This window comes from Streptomyces sp. NPDC055013, assembly GCF_053608645.1.
The window spans coordinates 94,767-113,635 of the sequence record NZ_JBSGVW010000010.1; the positions used below are offsets into that span (position 1 = coordinate 94,767).

Annotated in this window: 19 protein-coding genes; 7 read left to right on the forward strand and 12 right to left on the reverse strand. The window is 72.7% G+C overall.

The window, feature by feature from the left end:
* The first annotated feature begins 46 nt into the window (after positions 1 to 46).
* Complete coding sequence (hemE, locus tag ACWGDB_RS15360) at positions 47 to 1,102, forward strand: uroporphyrinogen decarboxylase (protein ID WP_453822889.1); 1,056 nt, start codon at positions 47 to 49, stop codon at positions 1,100 to 1,102.
* A gap of 7 nt (positions 1,103 to 1,109) precedes the next feature.
* Here the strand turns inward: hemE and ACWGDB_RS15365 are convergent, their stop codons facing one another.
* Positions 1,110 to 1,931, reverse strand: a complete 822-nt coding sequence (locus ACWGDB_RS15365) for a rhomboid family intramembrane serine protease (RefSeq protein WP_453822890.1) — start codon at positions 1,929 to 1,931, stop codon at positions 1,110 to 1,112.
* Positions 1,932 to 2,056: 125 nt separating this feature from the next.
* Here ACWGDB_RS15365 and ACWGDB_RS15370 point away from each other — a divergent pair, with 125 nt between their 5' ends.
* A complete protein-coding gene (locus ACWGDB_RS15370; RefSeq protein WP_453822891.1) occupies positions 2,057 to 2,389 on the forward strand; it encodes a hypothetical protein in 333 nt (110 codons plus the stop codon).
* A 95-nt stretch (positions 2,390 to 2,484) separates the two neighbouring features.
* Here ACWGDB_RS15370 and ACWGDB_RS15375 read toward each other — a convergent pair whose 3' ends face one another.
* Together ACWGDB_RS15375 and ACWGDB_RS15380 are read right to left on the reverse strand one after the other, a co-directional pair.
* Positions 2,485 to 3,894 carry an FAD-dependent oxidoreductase gene (locus ACWGDB_RS15375; RefSeq protein WP_453822892.1) on the reverse strand — a complete coding sequence of 470 codons (1,410 nt, stop codon included), beginning with the start codon at positions 3,892 to 3,894 and terminating at the stop codon, positions 2,485 to 2,487.
* Between the two features lie 27 nt (positions 3,895 to 3,921).
* Positions 3,922 to 4,962 carry a DUF4349 domain-containing protein gene (locus tag ACWGDB_RS15380; protein WP_453822893.1) on the reverse strand — a complete coding sequence of 347 codons (1,041 nt, stop codon included), beginning with the start codon at positions 4,960 to 4,962 and terminating at the stop codon, positions 3,922 to 3,924.
* Between the two features lie 161 nt (positions 4,963 to 5,123).
* Between ACWGDB_RS15380 and hemG the strand changes: the two genes are divergently transcribed.
* The gene (gene hemG, locus ACWGDB_RS15385; protein WP_453822894.1) at positions 5,124 to 6,584 is read left to right on the forward strand and encodes a protoporphyrinogen oxidase; all 1,461 of its coding nucleotides are present in this window, start codon (positions 5,124 to 5,126) and stop codon (positions 6,582 to 6,584) included.
* A gap of 5 nt (positions 6,585 to 6,589) precedes the next feature.
* A complete protein-coding gene (gene hemQ, locus ACWGDB_RS15390) occupies positions 6,590 to 7,321 on the forward strand; it encodes a hydrogen peroxide-dependent heme synthase (protein ID WP_453822895.1) in 732 nt (243 codons plus the stop codon).
* Here hemQ and ACWGDB_RS15395 read toward each other — a convergent pair whose 3' ends face one another.
* The 4 genes from ACWGDB_RS15395 to ACWGDB_RS15410 form a co-directional block, all read right to left on the reverse strand.
* Positions 7,322 to 8,989 (reverse strand): alpha/beta hydrolase, encoded by a 1,668-nt coding sequence (locus tag ACWGDB_RS15395; protein ID WP_453822896.1) that lies wholly within the window; start codon positions 8,987 to 8,989, stop codon positions 7,322 to 7,324.
* Between the two features lie 137 nt (positions 8,990 to 9,126).
* On the reverse strand, positions 9,127 to 9,924 hold the full coding sequence (locus ACWGDB_RS15400) for a TIGR04222 domain-containing membrane protein (protein WP_453822897.1): 798 nt from the start codon (positions 9,922 to 9,924) through the stop codon (positions 9,127 to 9,129).
* Positions 9,925 to 10,017: 93 nt separating this feature from the next.
* Complete coding sequence (locus tag ACWGDB_RS15405; protein WP_453822898.1) at positions 10,018 to 10,803, reverse strand: DUF4142 domain-containing protein; 786 nt, start codon at positions 10,801 to 10,803, stop codon at positions 10,018 to 10,020.
* Positions 10,804 to 10,910: 107 nt separating this feature from the next.
* The gene (locus ACWGDB_RS15410) at positions 10,911 to 12,446 is read right to left on the reverse strand and encodes a DUF692 domain-containing protein (RefSeq protein WP_453822899.1); all 1,536 of its coding nucleotides are present in this window, start codon (positions 12,444 to 12,446) and stop codon (positions 10,911 to 10,913) included.
* Between the two features lie 273 nt (positions 12,447 to 12,719).
* Here ACWGDB_RS15410 and ACWGDB_RS15415 point away from each other — a divergent pair, with 273 nt between their 5' ends.
* The gene (locus ACWGDB_RS15415; RefSeq protein WP_453823025.1) at positions 12,720 to 13,217 is read left to right on the forward strand and encodes a pyridoxamine 5'-phosphate oxidase family protein; all 498 of its coding nucleotides are present in this window, start codon (positions 12,720 to 12,722) and stop codon (positions 13,215 to 13,217) included.
* Positions 13,218 to 13,247: 30 nt separating this feature from the next.
* Here ACWGDB_RS15415 and ACWGDB_RS15420 read toward each other — a convergent pair whose 3' ends face one another.
* Complete coding sequence (locus ACWGDB_RS15420) at positions 13,248 to 13,772, reverse strand: hypothetical protein (RefSeq protein WP_453822900.1); 525 nt, start codon at positions 13,770 to 13,772, stop codon at positions 13,248 to 13,250.
* A gap of 79 nt (positions 13,773 to 13,851) precedes the next feature.
* Positions 13,852 to 14,568 carry an aminoacyl-tRNA hydrolase gene (locus ACWGDB_RS15425; protein WP_453822901.1) on the reverse strand — a complete coding sequence of 239 codons (717 nt, stop codon included), beginning with the start codon at positions 14,566 to 14,568 and terminating at the stop codon, positions 13,852 to 13,854.
* A gap of 106 nt (positions 14,569 to 14,674) precedes the next feature.
* On the opposite strand from ACWGDB_RS15425, the gene ACWGDB_RS15430 reads away from it, so the two are divergent.
* Together ACWGDB_RS15430 and ACWGDB_RS15435 are read left to right on the forward strand one after the other, a co-directional pair.
* A complete protein-coding gene (locus tag ACWGDB_RS15430) occupies positions 14,675 to 15,547 on the forward strand; it encodes an ABC transporter ATP-binding protein (protein ID WP_453822902.1) in 873 nt (290 codons plus the stop codon).
* Positions 15,544 to 16,215 carry an ABC transporter gene (locus tag ACWGDB_RS15435; protein ID WP_453822903.1) on the forward strand — a complete coding sequence of 224 codons (672 nt, stop codon included), beginning with the start codon at positions 15,544 to 15,546 and terminating at the stop codon, positions 16,213 to 16,215. Before ACWGDB_RS15430 ends, ACWGDB_RS15435 begins: the two co-directional genes overlap by 4 nt.
* 9 nt (positions 16,216 to 16,224) lie before the next feature.
* Here ACWGDB_RS15435 and ACWGDB_RS15440 read toward each other — a convergent pair whose 3' ends face one another.
* The 3 genes from ACWGDB_RS15440 to ACWGDB_RS15450 all read right to left on the reverse strand — a co-directional run bounded on the left by ACWGDB_RS15440 (position 16,225) and on the right by ACWGDB_RS15450 (position 18,868).
* Positions 16,225 to 16,416: a hypothetical protein gene (locus ACWGDB_RS15440; RefSeq protein ID WP_328422081.1), complete on the reverse strand. Its 192-nt coding sequence runs from the start codon at positions 16,414 to 16,416 to the stop codon at positions 16,225 to 16,227.
* Positions 16,417 to 16,434: 18 nt separating this feature from the next.
* Positions 16,435 to 17,292 (reverse strand): polysaccharide deacetylase family protein, encoded by an 858-nt coding sequence (locus tag ACWGDB_RS15445; RefSeq protein WP_453822904.1) that lies wholly within the window; start codon positions 17,290 to 17,292, stop codon positions 16,435 to 16,437.
* 88 nt (positions 17,293 to 17,380) lie between these two features.
* Positions 17,381 to 18,868, reverse strand: a complete 1,488-nt coding sequence (locus ACWGDB_RS15450) for a serine/threonine-protein kinase (protein WP_453822905.1) — start codon at positions 18,866 to 18,868, stop codon at positions 17,381 to 17,383.
* Between the last annotated feature and the right edge of the window lies 1 nt (position 18,869).

Below are 18,869 nucleotides of genomic sequence, written 5' to 3' on the forward strand. Positions count from 1 at the left end.
GCAACCCCAGCGCCGGGCCCGTTGTGGCCGTGCGAGACTTGCCCCCGTGAGTGCCAACCAGACGCCGCCGACCGCCACGTACGATTCCGCCTTCCTCAAGGCGTGCAGGCGCGAGCCAGTGCCGCACACGCCCGTGTGGTTCATGCGGCAGGCCGGGCGCTCCCTGCCGGAGTACCGCAAGGTCCGCGAGGACATCCCGATGCTCGAGTCCTGCATGCGGCCCGAGCTGGTCACCGAGATCACCCTGCAGCCCGTACGCAGGCACAACGTGGACGCGGCGATCTACTTCAGCGACATCGTCGTCCCGCTGAAGGCCATCGGCATCGACCTCGACATCAAGCCCGGCGTCGGCCCGGTCGTCGAGCGCCCCATCCGCACTCGCGCCGACCTGGCCCAACTGCGTGACCTCACCCCCGAGGACGTCTCCTACGTCACCGAGGCCATCGGCCTGCTCACCCGCGAGCTCGGGGCCACTCCGCTCATCGGTTTCGCCGGAGCGCCTTTCACTCTTGCGAGTTACCTCGTCGAGGGCGGTCCGTCCCGCACGTACGAGAACGCCAAGGCGATGATGTACGGCGACCCGGAACTCTGGGCCGACCTGCTCGACCGCCTCGCGGACATCACGGCCGCCTTCCTCAAGGTGCAGATCGAGGCCGGCGCCTCCGCGGTCCAACTGTTCGACTCGTGGGCCGGCGCGCTCGCCCCCGCCGACTACCTGCGCTCGGTGATGCCCGCCTCCTCGAAGGTCTTCAAGGCCGTCGAGTCGTACGGCGTCCCGCGCATCCACTTCGGAGTCGGCACCGGTGAGCTGCTGAAGCTCATGGGCGAGGCCGGCGCCGACGTCGTCGGCGTCGACTGGCGCGTCCCGCTCGACGAGGCCGCCCGCCGCGTCGGACCCGGCAAGGCGCTCCAGGGCAACCTCGACCCGACCGTCCTGTTCGCCGGGACCGAGGCCGTCGAGGCCAAGACCCGCGAGGTCCTCGACACGGCCGCCGGCCTGGAGGGCCATGTCTTCAACCTCGGCCACGGCGTCATGCCGTCCACGGACCCGGACGCGCTGACCCGGCTCGTCGAGTACGTCCACACGCAGACGGCTCGCTAGCGGGCGCTCACCACGTGTGAGGCCGCGCTCTCCTGCCGAACAGCAGGCCGCGCGGCTCCGGCGGCGGCGGTGTCCCCGGCTTGAGCGGCCAGGCGAGCGCCATGCCGGCCAGGAATCCGACGATGTGCGCCGCATAGGCCACGGTTCCCGCGTCGGAGACGCCCTCGCCGTTGGAGTACACCGCCTGCAGCACGAACCAGAACCCGAGCACCAGCCAGGCGGGCAGCCGTAGCGGCAGGAAGATCAGGAAGGGCACGAGGACCCACACTCTGGCCTTCGGATACAGCACCAGGTAGGCGCCCAGTACGCCCGCGACGGCCCCGGAGGCGCCGATGAGTGGTTCGGCGGAGTCGTCGTTGAGGAGCGCGAAGCCGTACGACGCCGCGTATCCGCAGACGATGTAGAAGAGGAAGTACCGCACGTGGCCCATGCGGTCCTCGATGTTGTTGCCGAAGATCAGCAGGAACAGCATGTTGCCCAGCAGGTGCAGCCAGCCGCCGTGCAGGAACATGGCCGTGAAGACCGACAGCGCCGGGGACTTGTCGTAGCCGGGCGGGCCGATCACGCAGCCCGGGCCCCGCGGGCCGACGGCGACCTCACCGGTCGGCACCACTCCCGGCAGCTGACCGTGGATCAACTCCCTTGGCACCGCCGCGTACTGGTCCAGGAACGCGTGCAGATGGCACAGCTGGGACAGGCTGCTCTCGCCGGCCACGGCGCCGGCTGTGCCGGGCGTGGACAGGAAGACGAGGACGTTTGCGGCGATCAGTGCGTATGTCACCCAGGGGGTGCGGCGCACCGGGTTCACGTCATGGACGGGGATGACCACGAGGTGTATCTGCCCCGGATGTGTGCCGTGAATCGGTGAACGGGGCCGCCCCTGCGCGCGTATGACTCGGCAACCGCCCGCGGCACGGGGAAGGCGGGTCGCGGGGTCTACGTGAGGAACAGGCGATGAACGACCGAGTTACTCCTCCGATTCACGCGTTGCCCGACGGCGAGGCCGAGATCGCGGTGGTGGTGCGGCTGCCGTGGGAAGACGTGGCTCGGCTGGGGCAGGAGGCCGGGCGGCTCGCTTCGCAGATGCAGCGGCCGGTGACGCTGGACGAGGCCGTCAGCCATCGGTTGCGGTCGGTTCGGCCGGGCGCCGCGCATGCGAAGCCGGCGGGGGAGCAGCCCGCTGCCGCGATGCCGCCGAGTGTGAGTGCGTCGGTTTCCTCGTTGCCGGCGCGGCCGCCGGCGGAGCAGGCTCGGCAGGCGATCGAGAGGATCAACGGGTCCGCGTAAACGCCGTAGGGGTGCGGTGGTTTGGCGGCTGCGGGCGCATCGTGGCTGGTCGCGCAGTTCCCCGCGCCCCTTAGTGGCGTTGTCCGTGCCGTCTGTTATGAAGGACCGGCGTTCACCGCCTTTGCCGCCTTGCGGGCCGCCACCAGGACCGGGTCCCAGACCGGCGAGAACGGGGGTGCGTAGCCCAGGTCCAGGGACACCATCTGTTCCACCGTCATGCCGGCCGTCAGGGCGACCGCCGCGATGTCGACCCGCTTGGCCGCGCCCTCGCGGCCGACGATCTGCACGCCCAGGAGGCGGCCCGTGCGGCGTTCGGCGAGCATCTTGACCGTCATCAGCGAGGAGTTCGGGTAGTAGCCCGCGCGGCTCGTCGATTCGATCGTGGCCGTGACGTACTGCAGACCCGCCCTGCGGGCGTCCTTCTCGCGCAGGCCCGTGCGGGCGATCTCCAGGTCGCAGACCTTGCTGACGGCCGTGCCGACGACGCCGGGGAAGGTGGCGTAGCCGCCGGCGGCGTTCGTGCCGATGACCTGGCCGTGCTTGTTGGCGTGGGTGCCGAGGGCGATGTGGCGTTCCCGGCCGGAGACCAGGTCGAGGACCTCCACGCAGTCGCCGCCCGCCCAGATGTTCTCGTGGCCGCGTACGCGCATGGCGAGGTCGGTCAGGAGGCCGCCGTGGTCGCCGAGGGGGAGACCGGCGGCCCGCGCCAGAGTCGTCTCGGGGCGGACCCCGATGCCGAGGACGACCACGTCGGCCGGGTATTCGGCGTCCTGCGTGGCCACCGCCCGGACCCGGCCGTCCTCGCCGGTGAGGATCTTGGTGACCTCGGTGTCGTTGACCATGGTGATGCCCAGGCCCTCCATGGCCTCGTGCACCAGACGGCCCATGTCCGCGTCGAGCGTGGACATGGGTTCGCTGCCCCGGTTGACGACCGTGACCTCGTAGCCGCGGTTGATGAGCGCCTCGGCCATCTCGACGCCGATGTAGCCGGCGCCGACGACCACCGCGCGCCGGCCACGCGTGCGTTCCAGCGTGTCGATCAGGGCCTGGCCGTCGTCGAGGGTCTGCACACCGTGGACACCGGGAGCGTCGGCGCCCGGCATGTCGGGGCGGATCGGGCGGGCGCCGGTCGCGATCACGAGTTTGTCGTACGACGTCCAGGACTCCGCGCCGGAGTCGACGTCACGCGCGTGTACCCGGCCGCCGGCCACGTCGATCTCCGTGACCTCCGTCCGCATGCGCAGGTCGATGTCCCGGGCGCGGTGCTCCTCGGCCGTACGGGCGATCAACCGGTCGCGGTCGGGGACGTCGCCGCCCACCCAGTACGGGATGCCACAGGCGGAGAAGGAGGTGAAGTGGCCGCGTTCGAACGCCACGATCTCCAGCTCCTCGGCGCTCCTCAGACGCCGTGCCTGCGACGCCGCGGACATCCCCGCGGCGTCGCCTCCGACGACGACCAGTCGTTCTCGCGTTCCCGACCCACCACTCGCAGCGCTCATGTTCATGCGAACACGCTACGAGCGCCGGGCATTTCAGTCCCGCTCGCCGCCCTGTTCGGCGCCGCTCCCGTCCCCCGCGCGCGTGCGCCCCGGTGCCGGGCGGGCCGTCGGCAGCGGACCCAGGGCGGTCGTCGCGGGCGCGGTCGCCGGGCGGCGGGGCATCCGGGGCCGCAGGACCTTCAGCCACAGCAACACGATCAGTGCCGCCACCGCGGCGAACGGCAGCACGGCGCCGAACGCCACCGCGAGCCAGCGCAGCATCGTCACGAACGCGCCCCAGCCGCCCGCGAGCGCGTCCAGGAAGCCGGGGTCGTCGTCCTTCGGGGCTGCCTTCTGCACCGGCGTCTCCGACAGGGAGAGGGTGATCGTGGCCAGGCTGGTGCGGTCCTTCAGGGACGCCTGCTGAGCCAGCAGCGCCTCCAGGTCGGCCTGGCGGGAACTCAGCTCGCCCTCCAGCGTGACCACGTCGCTGAGCTTGGTCGCCCGGTCCATCAGCTCGCGGATGCGGGCCACGCTGGCGCGCTGCGACGTGATGCGGCTCTCCACGTCCACGACCTGGTCGGTGACGTCCTGCGCCTTGGCGCTGCGCTCGATCAGCTTGCCGGCGCCCTCCAGATCGGCGAGGACCTCGGCGTACTTGTCGACCGGAACGCGCAGGACGACGCGGGTGCGCTCGTGGCCCTTCCCGTCGCTGGTGGTCGTCTCGTTGCCGACGTAGCCACCCGCGTTCTCGATGCTGGTGCGGGCCTCGTCGAGGGCCTTCGGTACGTCCTTGACCTGCACGGTCAGCGAGGCCGTACGGATGATGTGGCTCGCCGTGGCCTTGGGCGGCGCGGTCGCCCGGTCCGCGCCGGATCCGCTGCCCTCGCCGGAGCCGCTGTCCGGGGCGCCCGCCTCCGCGCTCGCCTGGAGGTCCTGCTTGGCGGCCTCACCCCCGGCGGCGCTGCTGTCGGATCCCCCGTCGGCCGTGCCGCTGCACCCGGTGAGTGCGAGGGCGGCGGCCAGCAGGAGGCCGGTCAGGACCTGAACCGGTCGTACCGGTGGTGCGGATCGTGCGGATCGTCGTGCGCGCATGTGGGCGTACCCCCGAGTGTTGTCGTGGCGACTGATGCTCCTTCGACGCAGGGGCCCGGCCGAACGTTGGCGGGAAACGGTCCCGATGCGGTCACGGTCGGGACTCGTACCAGACACCGGGGCGCGGACGGGTTGTCAGCGGGGTCTGAGAGGCTGGGGACATGCGCGAAGTGGAGACTCGTAGGGCCGCGGGCCAGGTCGTCGTCATCGGCGGCGGGATCGCCGGTCTGGCGGCCGCCCACCGGCTGCTGGCCGGCGGCGCACGCGTGACCGTCCTGGAGGCGTCCGACCGGGTCGGCGGCAAGCTGCTGCCCGGCGAGATCGCGGGCGCGCGCGTGGACTTCGGCGCCGAGTCGATGCTGGCCCGCCGCCCGGAGGCCGTCGCCCTCGCCCGCGAGGTGGGGCTCGCCGACCGCCTCCGGCCGCCCGCCACCGCGACGGCCTCGATCTGGACCCGCGGCGCCCTGCGGCCGATGCCCAAGGGACATGTGATGGGCGTCCCCGGCACCGCCGCCGCCCTGACCGGCGTCCTGTCCGACGAGGGGCTGGCCCGCATCGAGCGCGACGCCGACCTGCCCCGCACCGAGGTCGGCGACGACGCGGCCGTCGGCGAGTACGTGGCGGCACGCCTCGGCCGCGAGGTCGTCGACCGCCTGGTCGAGCCCCTGCTGGGCGGCGTGTACGCGGGCGACGCGTACCGCATCTCGATGCGCTCGGCCGTGCCGCAGCTCTACCAGGCGGCGAAGACGCATGACTCCCTCACCGAGGCCGTCCGCGAGATCCAGGCCAAGGCCGCCGCCAATCAGCAGACCGGGCCGGTGTTCATGGGCATCGAGGGCGGCGTGGGCCGACTCCCGCTCGCCGTCGCGGAGTCGGTGCGCGCGCGGGGCGGCGGGATCGTGACCGGGGCACCGGTGACGGAGCTGCGCCGCGAGGCGACCGGAGGGTGGCGTGTCGTCGCCGGTGACCGTGTGCTGCACGCCGACGCGGTCGTCGTCGCCGTACCCGCGCCGGCCGCCGCCGGCCTCCTGCGCGCCGAGGCCCCCGAGGCCGCCGCCGAGCTGGACGGCATCGAGTACGCCTCCATGGCCCTGGTCACCCTGGCCTACCGCCGCGCCGACACCCGTCTCCCGGCGGGCAGCGGCTTCCTCGTGCCGCCGGTCGACGGGCGCACCATCAAGGCGTCGACGTTCGCCTCCCAGAAGTGGGGCTGGATCGCCGACGAGAACCCGGACACGGTCGTGCTGCGCACATCCGTCGGGCGGTACGGCGAGACGGAGATCCTGGGGCGGGACGACGACCATCTCGTCGACGTCTCCCGCCGGGACCTCAGGGCGGCGACCGGCCTGGACGCCACCCCCCTGGAAACCCGCGTCACCCGCTGGACCGACGGCCTGCCCCAGTACCCGGTCGGCCACCACGCACGCGTGGCCCGCGTCCGCGAGCACGTCGCCAAGGTGCCGGGCCTCGCGGTGTGCGGCGCTCAGTACGACGGCGTGGGCATCCCGGCGTGCATCGCGAGCGCGTACGCGGCGGTGGAACAGCTGGAGGGCGACCTGAGCGGTGTAAAGGAGCTCACCGCCAACCCGGTGCAGAGTCTGCACGGCGGAGCGGGAGAATAAGGGACATGAGTGACGACGCCTCCACCACCGAGTCCGGCAGGATCCCGAACAAGGGCAAGCTGGCCAAGGACCTCAACGAGGTCATCCGCTACACCCTCTGGTCCGTCTTCAAGCTGAAGGACGTGCTCCCCGAGGACCGCGCGGGCTACGCCGACGAGGTCCAGGAGCTGTTCGACCAGCTCGCCGCCAAGGACGTGACGATCCGCGGCACCTACGACGTGTCCGGGCTGCGCGCCGACGCCGACGTCATGATCTGGTGGCACGCCGAGACCAGCGACCAGCTGCAGGAGGCGTACAACCTCTTCCGCCGCACCAGGCTGGGCCGCGCCCTGGAGCCGGTCTGGTCGAACATGGCGCTGCACCGCCCCGCCGAGTTCAACCGCTCGCACATCCCGGCGTTCCTCGCCGACGAGACGCCCCGTGACTACGTCAGCGTCTACCCCTTCGTGCGCTCCTACGACTGGTACCTGCTGGCCGACGAGGACCGCCGCCGCATGCTCGCCGACCACGGCAAGATGGCCCGCGGCTACCCGGACGTGCGCGCCAACACCGTCGCCTCGTTCTCGCTGGGCGACTACGAGTGGATCCTGGCCTTCGAGGCCGACGAGCTGTACCGCATCGTCGACCTCATGCGCCACCTGCGCGCCTCGGAGGCCCGCATGCACGTCCGCGAAGAGGTGCCGTTCTACACGGGACGCCGCAAGAGTGTGGCCGAGCTGGTGGCCGGGCTCGCCTGATCAGTGCGGGAGTCGGGCGGTGGCCTGCTGAGGCCGGCCGCCCGGCTTCGCCGCGGTGTGCCGGCTCAGCTTCTTCGCCTTGGTCTCGCCCGGGCTCGCCGGCTTGGGCTCGGGGTGGCCCTCGCACGCCGCGCGCCGGGCCGGGAGGCGGCCCTCCAGCAGGTAGGCGTCGACGTGACCGTTGACGCAGGCGTTCGGTCCGTACGCGATGCCGTGCGTGCCGGAGTCCCGCTCGGTCACCAGCACCGAGCCCGACAGCCGCCGGTGCATCTCCAGCGCCCCGTCGTACGGCGTGGCGGCGTCCCGCTCGGCGGCCAGGATCAGGATCGGCGGCAGCTCACCCCGCCCGGTCCGCACATCGAGGGGCTCCTGCCGGGGCGCCTGCCAGTAGGCGCACGGCAGGTTCATCCACGCGTTGTCCCAGGTCTCGAACGGCGCCACGCGCGCGAGCCGCGTGTTGTCCCGGTCCCAGACCGCCCAGTCCGTCGGCCAGGGCGCGTCGTTGCACTCCACGGCCGTGTAGACCGCGCTCGAGTTCTCGTCCTCGGCCGCCGCCTCCGTCGCCGGAGCGGCCAGCTCGACCAGCGGCTTCGGGTCGCCCTTCACATACTCCGACAGCGCCTTCGCGCGCGACGGCCAGTAGTCGTCGTAGTACCCGGCCTGCAGGAACGCCTCCTGCAGCTGCCCCGTCCCGACCTTCCCGCCCGCCGGCTCCTCGGCCAGCCGCGCGCGCACCTTCTCGTAGCTGCGCAGCACCTCCTCGGACGTGGCACCGAGGCCGTACACGTCGTCGTGCTCGGCGACCCACTCCCGGAAGTCCGCCCACCGCTCCTCGAACGCGGCCGACTGGGCGAGGTTGCTGCGGTACCAGATCTGCGCGGGGTCCGGGTTCACCGCCGAGTCGAACACCATCCGCCGCACGTGCGAGGGGAAGAGCGTCGCGTACACCGCCCCGAAGTAGGTGCCGTACGAGGCCCCCATGAACGTCAGCTTCGGCTCGCCCAGCGCGGCCCGCAGGACGTCCAGGTCACGGGCGTTGTTGAGGGAGTTGTAGTGCTGCAGCGCGCTGCCCGTGCGCTGTGCGCAGCCATGTGCGTACGCCTTGGCCCGGGCGATGCGCTCCTTCTTGTACGACTCCGAGGGGTGCGTCGGCGCCTGCACCGGCCCCTTGACGGACTGCTTGGGGTCCTGGCAGGACAGCGGCGCTGACGGCGACACCCCGCGCGGGGCGTAGCCGACCAGGTCGTACGCCGCCGCGAGCCGCTTCCACTTGGGCAGCAGGCCGATCAGCGGGAAGTGCAGTCCGGAGGCGCCCGGCCCGCCCGGGTTGTAGACCAGGGCGCCCTGCCCGGGCACCCGACGCTTGCTGTTGTGCGGGTCCTTGTGCGTGGCCAGCACCCGGCTGACGGCCAGCTTGATCTGCTTGCCTTCGGGACGGGCGTAGTCGAGCGGGACGGACACGGTTCCGCACTGCATCTTGACCGGCAGGTCCTGCTCCTTGGCGCAGGTGCCGAAGGTGATGCCGGCCTCCTCGGCGCGCGCGGCGGCCACCGTCGTGCCGTGCTGCTCGGCCGTGCCCGGGGCGGCCCCGGTGCTGCCGGCCGGAGCGGCGGAGAGGGTCGTCAGGAGCAGAGCCCCGGCGACCGAGTAGAGGGCGGCGGCTCTCATGGCGTATCCCTTCGGTGCACGGCAGCAACAAAAGGGATATTTCGTTCGTCTGTTGATGAAGGCAAGCACCACCCGGCCGGTGTCGGCCTCAATGCCCCCTATGCGTCACCGAGCCCCTGGGCTGTCGCTCGCCGCCGTCAGTCGTGCCGGTGGAACGCGTGGTGGTGCGGCTCGCGGTGCGCGAAGGCCGCGCGCAGGTCCGGCTCACCTATCGCGCGTACGCCCCGCAGGGCGACGGACGTGAGTTGCGTACGGTCGTCCCCGCCCCGGGAGTGCCGGACCAGGGCGCTCAGCAGCCGCTGGCCCGCCGGGGAGGCCCACTGCGCGTACGGGTGGATCTCGATCCGGGCGATGGTGAGGCAGCTCAGGGTGAGCACGAAGGGGAGTGCGAACCAGAGCGCGATCAAGTGGGTCGGCATGTCCGACTGGGCCGGCGCCAGCAGGGCCACCGCGCCCAGCGCCAGTACGGCGGCCGCGGCGAGCTGCACCTGCCGGATCGCGGCCGCGATCCCGCTGCGCGCCCCGTCGGGTACGGCGAGGCCCGCGCTGACCAGCCGGTCGGCGAGGCTGCCGACGGCGTCGGCGGCGGCCGCGGCGTCCCGCACCGGCTCGATGCGGGACTGGCCCTCCGGCCCGATGGCGCCTATCACCGAGCGCTCCATCTCGTCCAGGCCGCGCGGATCGACGACCGTCGCCCAGCCGGTGTGCGCGAGCAGCAGGCGCTGCTGTCGCGCCATGGAGACGAGGGTCAGATCGGCGACCCGCCGCGGGCCGCCGGAAAGGAACGCGGCCTCGTACAGCGTCAGATCGTGCCCCTGGCCCGAGGTTGCGTCTTTCACGTCCGAGGCCGCGGCGTGCACGGCGGCCAGACACAGCCGCGTGCAGGCAGTGCCGGCAACGGCCCAGGCGAGCAGTAGGAGAAGGACCCAGAACATGCCGCGTTTCTATGCCAAAGGCCCAGTGAAACGCCATGCCTTGTTCACAATGCGGACCGAGAGTTGCCGGGATGTGACGTTCCGGATAGGACGTCAGGACCCTTGGGGGCGGGGGCTGGTCGCGGCCGGAGGAAGGCTGTACGTGGGTGACGGTGACGAGGGCGGGCTCATCGGGACGGCCGGAACGGGGTCCTCGGCCGGCCCGGGCGGGGCGGGGGAGGGCGTCAGCGGAGGGGTGCTGTCGGCGACCATGTCCCGGGCCACGGCGTCGTAGTCGACGTAGCCCGTCGCCTCCAGGACCGTGATGTGGTCCAGCACCGTGGTGTTGGCGTCGTCGGCGAGTTTGCGGACGAGGGAGTTGCGCGTACTGGCCCGCACCTGGGCGACGACGCCGAACACCTTGCCGTGCGCCAGGCGCAGGATGTTCGCGAACTGCCGGTCGTACTCGACGCTCTGGGCCGTGCTCAGGGTGTCCAGCCACTCCTGCTGCTGCTCGGTGGGCTCGTTCGGCAGCGCGAGGCTGAGCTTGGCGGCGACGTCGCGCACGCGCTCGTCGAGGAACGTGTGCCCCTCGATGAGGTGCTGACCGGCGGTCCGTACGGCCGGAGTCGTGCCCTTCCGCTGCGCCTGTTCACCGGCGGGCAGCTCCCACAGCCCGGCCAGCCGGACCTTCGTGATGAAGTCGCGGTCCAGCGCGGACAGCGGCCCGTACCCGGTCGAGACCGTCTCGGCGTTGAGCACGTCCAGGCCGGTCCCGGACCGGTCGGCGTACGACCAGACCGGAAAGACCATCGCCAGCAGCGTCACCGCCAGGCCCGTGATGATGAGCCCGGTGCCGCTGAAGATGCCTCGTCCGTTGATGCGGGGTTGCGATCGCATGGTGCCTCCATGTGCGGCACCGCACGTCAGTGCGCTTCGGGGGTGGGCTGGCATATTACTTCGATGCCCGGGGTGCCGTGCCCGGCACCCCGCACCCCCACTTCCCCTCAGCGCCGCAGCAGCACGCGTCGCGTGGCGCGGGCCAGTCGTACCCCCGGCCGTCGCGACCGCGGCCTCGGGCCCGAGCGCTCCAGCCACCACTCCTGCAACTCCGCCCGGACCCGGGCGTCTTCGAGCCGGCCCTCGGCCAGCAGGTACCCGGCGAAGTCCAGGGCGTCGCGCCGGTAGCCGTCGGTCATCGGGTGCCCGTGGCTGTAGCCGAGGAAGGCCCGTCGATAGCCGTTCCCGAGAATCACCGGCAACTCGGGCGCGACCTTCGCCACGACGTCGGCCCGCTTACCGGCGAGCGCCCGCGCCTGCACGCCGAGCCGCACCCGGTCGAACCCCTCCGGCACCGGCGTCCCGGCGACGAGCGCGGACAGCAGCGCGGCCTGCGCGAGGGCCAGCCGCTGACGGGCGGGTTCGGTGACAGCCTCGGCCCGCACCGTCCCCTCCTCCGGCCCCGGCGTCCTTTCCCCGTCCCCGGGTGGCGGGTCGGCGGCCGTCTTCGCCGGGTGGGTGGTGCCGACGGGTTGTGTCTTCGGCGGAGTGGACTCGGTACCCGCCCTCTCGCCCGCGTCCGCGTCTTCCGCCCCCTCCTGGGCCGCGCGCGACGTCTCCCGTGGCTGCGCCCCCCGGAGTGACCCCGCCGCGGCCGCCGGGCCTCTCAGCGCCGCCCCCGCCGCGGACGCCCGCCTCTCAGCGGCCGCCCTCTCCGACGCCCCCTTCTCCAACGCCCCCCGAATCGCCCCCAGCTCCCCCTCCAGCTCCCCTGGTGCCGGAAAGTTCTCGTCGCGTTCCAGCAGAACCCCCGGCGGGCTCACGCGGGAGGCGAGGTCCGTCAGGATGTCGAGGACCGGCTGGGGGACGGAGTGGGCGTGGCTGTCGTGCCAGACGCCGTCGCGTTCGAAGCCGCCCGCCACATGGACGTACGCGATGGCCTCCAGCGGAAGTTCGGCGAGGGCCTTGGCGGGGTCCTCGCCGCGGTTGACGTGGTTGGTGTGGAGGTTGGCCACGTCGATGAGCAGACGCACCCCCGTGCGGTCGGCCAGCTCGTACAGGAACTGCCCCTCCGTCATCTCCTCGCCCGGCCAGGAGATGAGGGCCGCGATGTTCTCCACGGCCAGCGGCACGGGCAGCGCGTCCTGCGCGATACGGACGTTCTCGCACAGCACGTCGAGGGCGTCCCGGGTGCGGGGGACCGGCAGGAGATGCCCCGCCTCCAGGCGCGGCGACGCCGTCAGCGGCCCTCCCGCCCGTACGAACGCGATGTGCTCGGTGACCAGCGGCGCCCCCAGCGCCTCCACCCGCTCGGCGAGCGCGGCCAGCCGCCCGGCGTCGGGCCGCTCCGCACCGCCGAGGCCGAGCGAGACGCCGTGCGGGACCACGGTCACGCCGCGCTCCCGCAGCCGTACCAAGGACTCCGGAAGATGCCCGGGGCAGACGTTCTCGGCGACGGCCTCGACCCAGTCGATGCCCGGCATGCGCTCCACGGCGTCCGCGATCTCCGGACGCCACCCGATCCCCGTACCCAGTCGCTCCATCGTCCCCTCCTCGGCCTCTTCCGTACCCGCTGTCCCGTCTCCTCGGACGTGCCGGATGTGACGGGGGTATGGCCCCTCAGGGCGCGCCCGAACCCCTGGGCCGACACCTTCAGAGCAACATTTGAGGTTGTGCGGCCGGGACCCGCGTCCCGCTCCCCGCACCGGGCAGGCGTGCCTCTGCAAGGTCGTACGCGCCGCACGCCGACGACGTTCAAATGCCCGGCGACCTAATCCGGGAAGCGGGTGAACGACCGTCGGAAGGTGAGCCTGACCGTGCAGCCGAGTGAGATCTCCGAGGTTCTGAACCGTCCGCTCAGCCAGGAGCTCCTGGCCCGCGACCTGATCCGCCTGGCCTACGTCGCCAAGGACGCCACACCCCGGGTCGTTCCGATCGGCTTCGTGTGGAACGGCTCGGAGATCGTCATGTGCACCACGACGAACGCCCCGAAGCTCCCGGCCCTGCGCGACAACCCTGCGGTCGCCCTGACGATCGAAGCCGAGGTGCACCCGCCCAAGATCCTGCTCATCCGCGGCCGGGCCGAGCCGGACGTCGTCGAGGGCATCCCGGACGAGTACCTCCGGGCGAACGGCACCTACGAGATGACGCAAGAGCAACGGGCCGAGTGGGAGGCCGGAGTCCGCTCGCTCTACGACGGCATGGTGCGGATCGTCGTGACCCCCACGTGGGCGAAGCTGATCGACTTCGAGACGACGCTCCCGAGCGCCGTCGAGGAACTGGTACGGCGGCGCGAGGAGCGCAAGCGCGCCTGAACGCGGCACGCCCGCCCCTCGGGTGGTCGCTCAGGTACCGAGACTCCGGACGGTCTCCGCCACCAGACGCTCGCCCCCGGGGGCGTACCACGACGTGTGCGACGACAGCTTGGCGACCGCCGTGCCCAGCCACTCGGGATCACCGAGCCGGTGCAGCGCCTTCGCCTCGGTGAGCTGGTCGAACAGGGCCTTCAGCACGACGACGTGGCCGCCCGTGTAGCGGCGTTCGTGATGGGTGTACCGCACCCTCCACAGGTCGTAGGGATGGCGCACGATGCCGTACAGGGAGCAGCCGTAGCGGCCCAGGTCGGCGGCGGGTGCGAACCCTCCGGCGAAGCCTGCGAAGGCCGTGGTCTGCCACCTGCGGAAGGCCACTCGCACCCGCAGTTCCAGGAACTGCGACCACGGGATCACGAGCAGCGGCGCCGGCTCGCCGCGCCGGCAGTGTTCCAGGCCCTCGGGCGTCAGCACGACACTCAGGCCCTCCTTGCGCGTCGGGTCCCCGATCACCCACCGGTCCCCGATCGGCTCCAGCGGTCCCAAGTACTGCCCCATGGCTTCCCCCCTTTGCCCTCACGCCGATCAGGCAAGCCCTGACGCGCATCCGGCAGTCGCTCCCAGGAACGCCCGCGTCCTACCGCAACGCCGGATGGTCGGCGACCACCGTGCACGACCCGGGCGCGATCTCCGTGAACCCCGCGTCGCGCACCAACGGCAGCCCCCTGGTCGTCAGCTCGGGCCAGCGTCCCGGATCCGCGGTCCGTACGGCGAGCGGGAACCCCGCGTCGCGCCAGGCGGCCCGCTCCTCGTCCGACAGCTCCCACCAGGCGAGTTGTGCCGCGTGCCCGGTCTGCGCCATCGCCTTGCCGGCCGACATGCCGAGGTCGGGGTTCAGCCAGAGCACGGGCGCCGACGGGTCGGCGTCCGCGGGCGGCTCCGGATCGTCGAGGTCGGTGCCGGAGACCTGGAGCTTCGCCAGCTCCTTGGGCCACCCGTCCAAGGGCACGGGCGGGAAGACCCGCACCTCGGCCGACTTGCCGGTGACGGTGATGCCCGGCAGCCCTTCCGCCCGCCGCCACTCGGCGCCGCGGGCCCGCCGCACGACCTTCCGGATCCGGGCGTCCTGCCAGTCCCGCATGGCCTCGGCCCACTCGCCGTCCCCGACGGAGCGCTCGTCGCCGAGGATCACCAGGACGGCGCGGGCGGAGGTTTCGAGGGCGTCGGTGCGAGCGGGTGGAGCGTCCCGCTCGATCCGCACGACGAGAGGCAGGACGAACTGCGGGGCGTCATCGCGAGCACTGGGCTCTGACCGGAAGGGGCTGTCGCCGGTCGACGTCGGATCTTGGCTCACGACAACACCCTAAAGGGCCCGGGGCCGTGTCGATTCTGCCGGTCCGCCAGGGTGGGCGCGATCAGCGCCGACTCGGCCGCACGGGCCATGGGACAGGATGTCCTCCATGCAACGTGATCTTCGTCTGGACAACGTGGGCCGCCGCTACGGCCTGCGCGGCCCATGGGTCTTACGCGGCGTCCATCTCACCGTGCCGCCCGGCAACCTCATCCGCGTCGAAGGACCCAACGGCACCGGCAAGTCCACCCTCCTGCGCCTCCTGGCCGGCATCGACGCCCCGACCGAGGGCCGTATCACCGGCCGCCCCCGCACCGCCTACGTCCCCGAACGCTTCCCCACGGCCCTCCCCTTCACCGCCGTCGGCTACCTCACCCATCTCGGCAGGGTGCACGGCCTCTCCCGTGGCGCGGCCACCCGGGCCGCCCTCGAGTGGCTCGACCGCTTCGGTGCCGCCTCGTACGCGCGGATGCCGATGGCGCAGCTGTCGAAGGGCAGCAGCCAGAAGGTCGCCGTCGTACAGGCCCTCCTCGCAGAACCGGAGCTGCTCGTCCTGGACGAGGCGTGGACCGGCCTCGACGCCGACGCCCGCGCGGAACTGGAGCGGGCCGTCGCCGAGCGCACCGCAGGCGGCACCGCCGTGGTCTTCGTGGACCACGACCCGAGCCGCCTGGCGGGGGCGCCCGACGCGACGTACACCGTGCGGGACACGGGCCTCGACCTGCGTACGGAAGAGCCGCCCTCGGAAACCGCCGGCCCGCACGTGACCGTCGTCGCGCAGGGGCCGCGGGGCGGACAGCTCCCCGCCGACGCGCCCCGCACGGTCATATCCGCCGAGGAACCCACGCCCGGCACCCACCGCCTGACCGTCCCCGCGTCCCATTCGGACGTCCTCCTGCGTGCCCTGCTGACGGCCCGCCCGCCCTGGCACGTGGTGAGCGTGAGACCGGAGACGACCCCCGAGACCGAGAGCCGCCGATGACCGCCCTTCTCAGCTACCAGACCGCCCTGCTGGCCCGGTCACAGCGCTGGCTGCCGCCGTTCATCCTGTACGCCGTGTTCCTCGGGGTCGGTGTGTCGGGCGGTCAGCCGGTGCTCGACTCGCTCGGCTACACGGCCGCGGCCCTGCTGCCCGTCGCCGCCTGGCTGGTGCGGATCTGCGTCACCAACGAGCCGTCCGCCGCCCGCAGTTGTGTGTCCGCGGCGGTAGGGCCGGGGCGGGCGCACCTCGCCGCGCTGCTGCTCGCGCTGACCGCGGCGGCGGTCGTGGGTACGGTCGCGACCGTCGTCGTGACGCTGATCAGCGACCCGGTGAGCGCGGATCACCAGACGCGTGTGCCCCGGCTCCCGGCGGGCGCGGCCGGGCTGCTCGCCACGCTGGCCTGCGCCCTGCTCGGCACGGCCGTCGGCGCCCTCACCACCTGGCCGTTGCTGCGCTCCACCGGACGTGCGGTCCCCACGATGCTGCTCGCGGCGCTGCTGTCGGTGGTCGTGACCGGCTCCCCGGCGCAGGCGGCGGTCAGCGGCCTGGTCACCGGCTCCCGCTCGGGCACGGTCCCCATGCCCCTGCTGCCGTTGGCCGCGGCGGCCCTGCTCACGGCGGCGGCGATCGCCGTGGCCTGCGCGCTCACGTCCCGCAGATCACCCTGAACAGCCGGGTCAGCCTGAACAGGCGGTGCGCTGCGCTTCCTGCCACTCACAGACCGGGCAGAGCGTGATCCCCTTGTACGACTCCGGGTACTCCGTCGGCTCCCGGCACAGCACGCACTCGGCGTACGGCGGCCCGTCGGCCTTGGGCGGCCTGGTCGCGTCGATCAGGCAGTAGTCGGTCGTGGCCTGTTCCTCGCTCATACGTCCAGCGTACGAGCATCAGGCCCGGCCGCCGGCCGCCCCGATCAGCTCGGACACCTTCACGAACCGAAAGCCCCTGTCGCGCAGCTCGGGTACGACGCTGCGGACCACCCGCTCGGTCGTCGGAGCGGCACTGAGCGTGCAGTGCAGGACGACCACGGACCCCGCCCGCACCCCGTCCAGCACCTCCTGGGCGACGGCCCGGGCGTCCGTCGCGAACGCGTCCCCGCTCACCACGTCCCACTGCACGGCGGTGACCCCGACCGGGCTGAGCGCCTTCAGAGCGCGCCGGTCGTAACAGCCGCCGGGAAACCGGAAGTACGGCATCGCGTCACGGATTCCCACCTTCCGCAACGCCGCGTACGCCCGCTCCACATCCACCCGCATCCGCTCCTCGCCGACCGTCGGCAGTCCGTAGCAGTCCTCGGTGAACGCGTAGTGGCTGTAGGAGTGGTTGGCGACCTCGAACAGCGGGTTCCGCCCGATGGCCCGCGCCTGGCTCGGGTACTCCTCGGCCCATCGCCCCGTCATGAACACGGTCGAGGGCACCTTCAGCTCCCGCAGCGCAGCGACCAGTCCCGGATTGTCGAACCGTTCCCCCCGCGCTGCCCGGGGCCCCTGGTCCGCGGTCATGTCGGCGTCGAAGGTGAGCGCGACGGCCTTGTCCCGGCCACGTGGACCGTGCTCGAAGACGGGCGTCAGACCGGCGGGGCCGGGGGCGAGGGTCGGCGGCCCGGCCATGGGGGAGACGCGGGCGGTGGCGCTGGGCGCCGGCCGGGGAGCCCGGGTCGCCTCGTGCGGCGCACACGCGGCGAGCGCGCTGAGCGCCGCGCCCAGGGCGCAGACGGTGGTGACGCGGCGTGCGGATCTGATCACCGCATGAAGATATGAGGATTAAACGACTCGTTCGGTACGTCGATGGGTGCGCCGAGCCCGTATCACCCGCCCGGCGGGCCCGGCCGTCTCAGTCGGCGCGTGTGCAGGTGCCCGTCGGCGCGGCGGCCGGAGGGCGGCACTGGAGGCCGTAATCGGCCGCGTCGGTGCTCAGGTAGCGGCCCATGCAGGCGCTCACCGAGGTTCGGCCGCGCTCGGCGCAGAAGGCCAGGGCGGCGCGGCCGTCGGTGAAGGGGCCGGGGGCGTAGATCACCCAGTAACCGGGGCGCAGGGAGGCGTACTCGTCGCTGCGCAGGACCGCCGCCTCCGGCACCGACTGGCGGACGGTGGCGAGCCGCTTGTCCCGGGCCGCGGTGCCCGCGCTGACGGGTTCGGAGTGGAGCTGGGCGATCCAGCGGCCGTCGGTCGTGGCGGCCGTGGTCGGAGGCGTGGAAGTGGGCGTCTTCGTGGTGGGGCTGGGCGAGGGCGTCGGCTCTTGCTTCGCCGGGGTGGGGCTGGACGCCGCGACCGGAGGGTTCGTGGTGGCGCGGGTCCTGTCGTCGCCGCCGGTGTCGCCGGGGCGCAGGGCGAGCAGGACGAGAGCCGCCGCGGTGGCGACCGCGAGCCCTGCGGTGGCGGCCACCACTAGGGGCCCCCGGCGCCGGGGCTCGGGCATCCGCTGCGGAACCGTGGGCCGGGGAGTGTCGAGCTGCGTCGGGGGCGCAGGCGCGGGCGGCGCGGCGGCGGTCAGCGTCGGCTGTGCCCAGTACGGAGTCGTACCGGCCTCCACCTGCGCCAGCATCGCGTCCAGCCGGGCGGCGTCCGGACGTGCCGCCGGGTCCCGGACCAGCAGGGCGTCGAGCACCGGAGTCAGCGAGCCCGAGCGGGTCGGCGGCGGGAGAGGCTCGTCGAGTACGGCGGCCAGGGTGGCCAGCGTGGTGGGGCGGCGCAGGGGGCTGACGCCCTCCACGCACACGTACAGCACCACGCCCAGCGACCAGAGGTCGGCGGCGGGGTCGTCGTCGCGGCCCCGGATCCGCTCGGGGGCCATGTACTCGGGCGAACCGACGAGCTCGCCGGTCATCGTGAGGGCCGTCGTGCCCTGCAGGGCGGCGATGCCGAAGTCGGTGAGGACGGCGTCGCCGTCGGGGCGCAGGAGGATGTTGGCGGGCTTGACGTCCCGGTGCTGGATGCCCGCCGCGTGCGCGGCCCGCAGCGCGGCGAGCACCTGGCGGCCGACGCGGGCCGCCTCCGCCGGGGTCAACGGGCCGTCGTCCAGGCGCCGCTGGAGTGAGACGCCCGGCACCAGCTCCATCACGATCCAGGGATGCGGGTCGGCGGCCACGATCTGGTGGACCGTGACCACATGGGGATGACTGAGCCGGGCCAGCGCCCGCGCCTCCCGCAGCACCCGCTCGCGCATCACACCGACCGTGTCCGCGTCCGACCGGACCGCCTTGAGCGCGACCTCGCGGTGCAGCACCGTGTCGCGAGCCCGCCACACGGTGCCCATTCCTCCGCTGCCCAGCCGCTCCACCAGCTCGAAACGGCCGTCGACGACATCCCCCGGTGCGTTCATG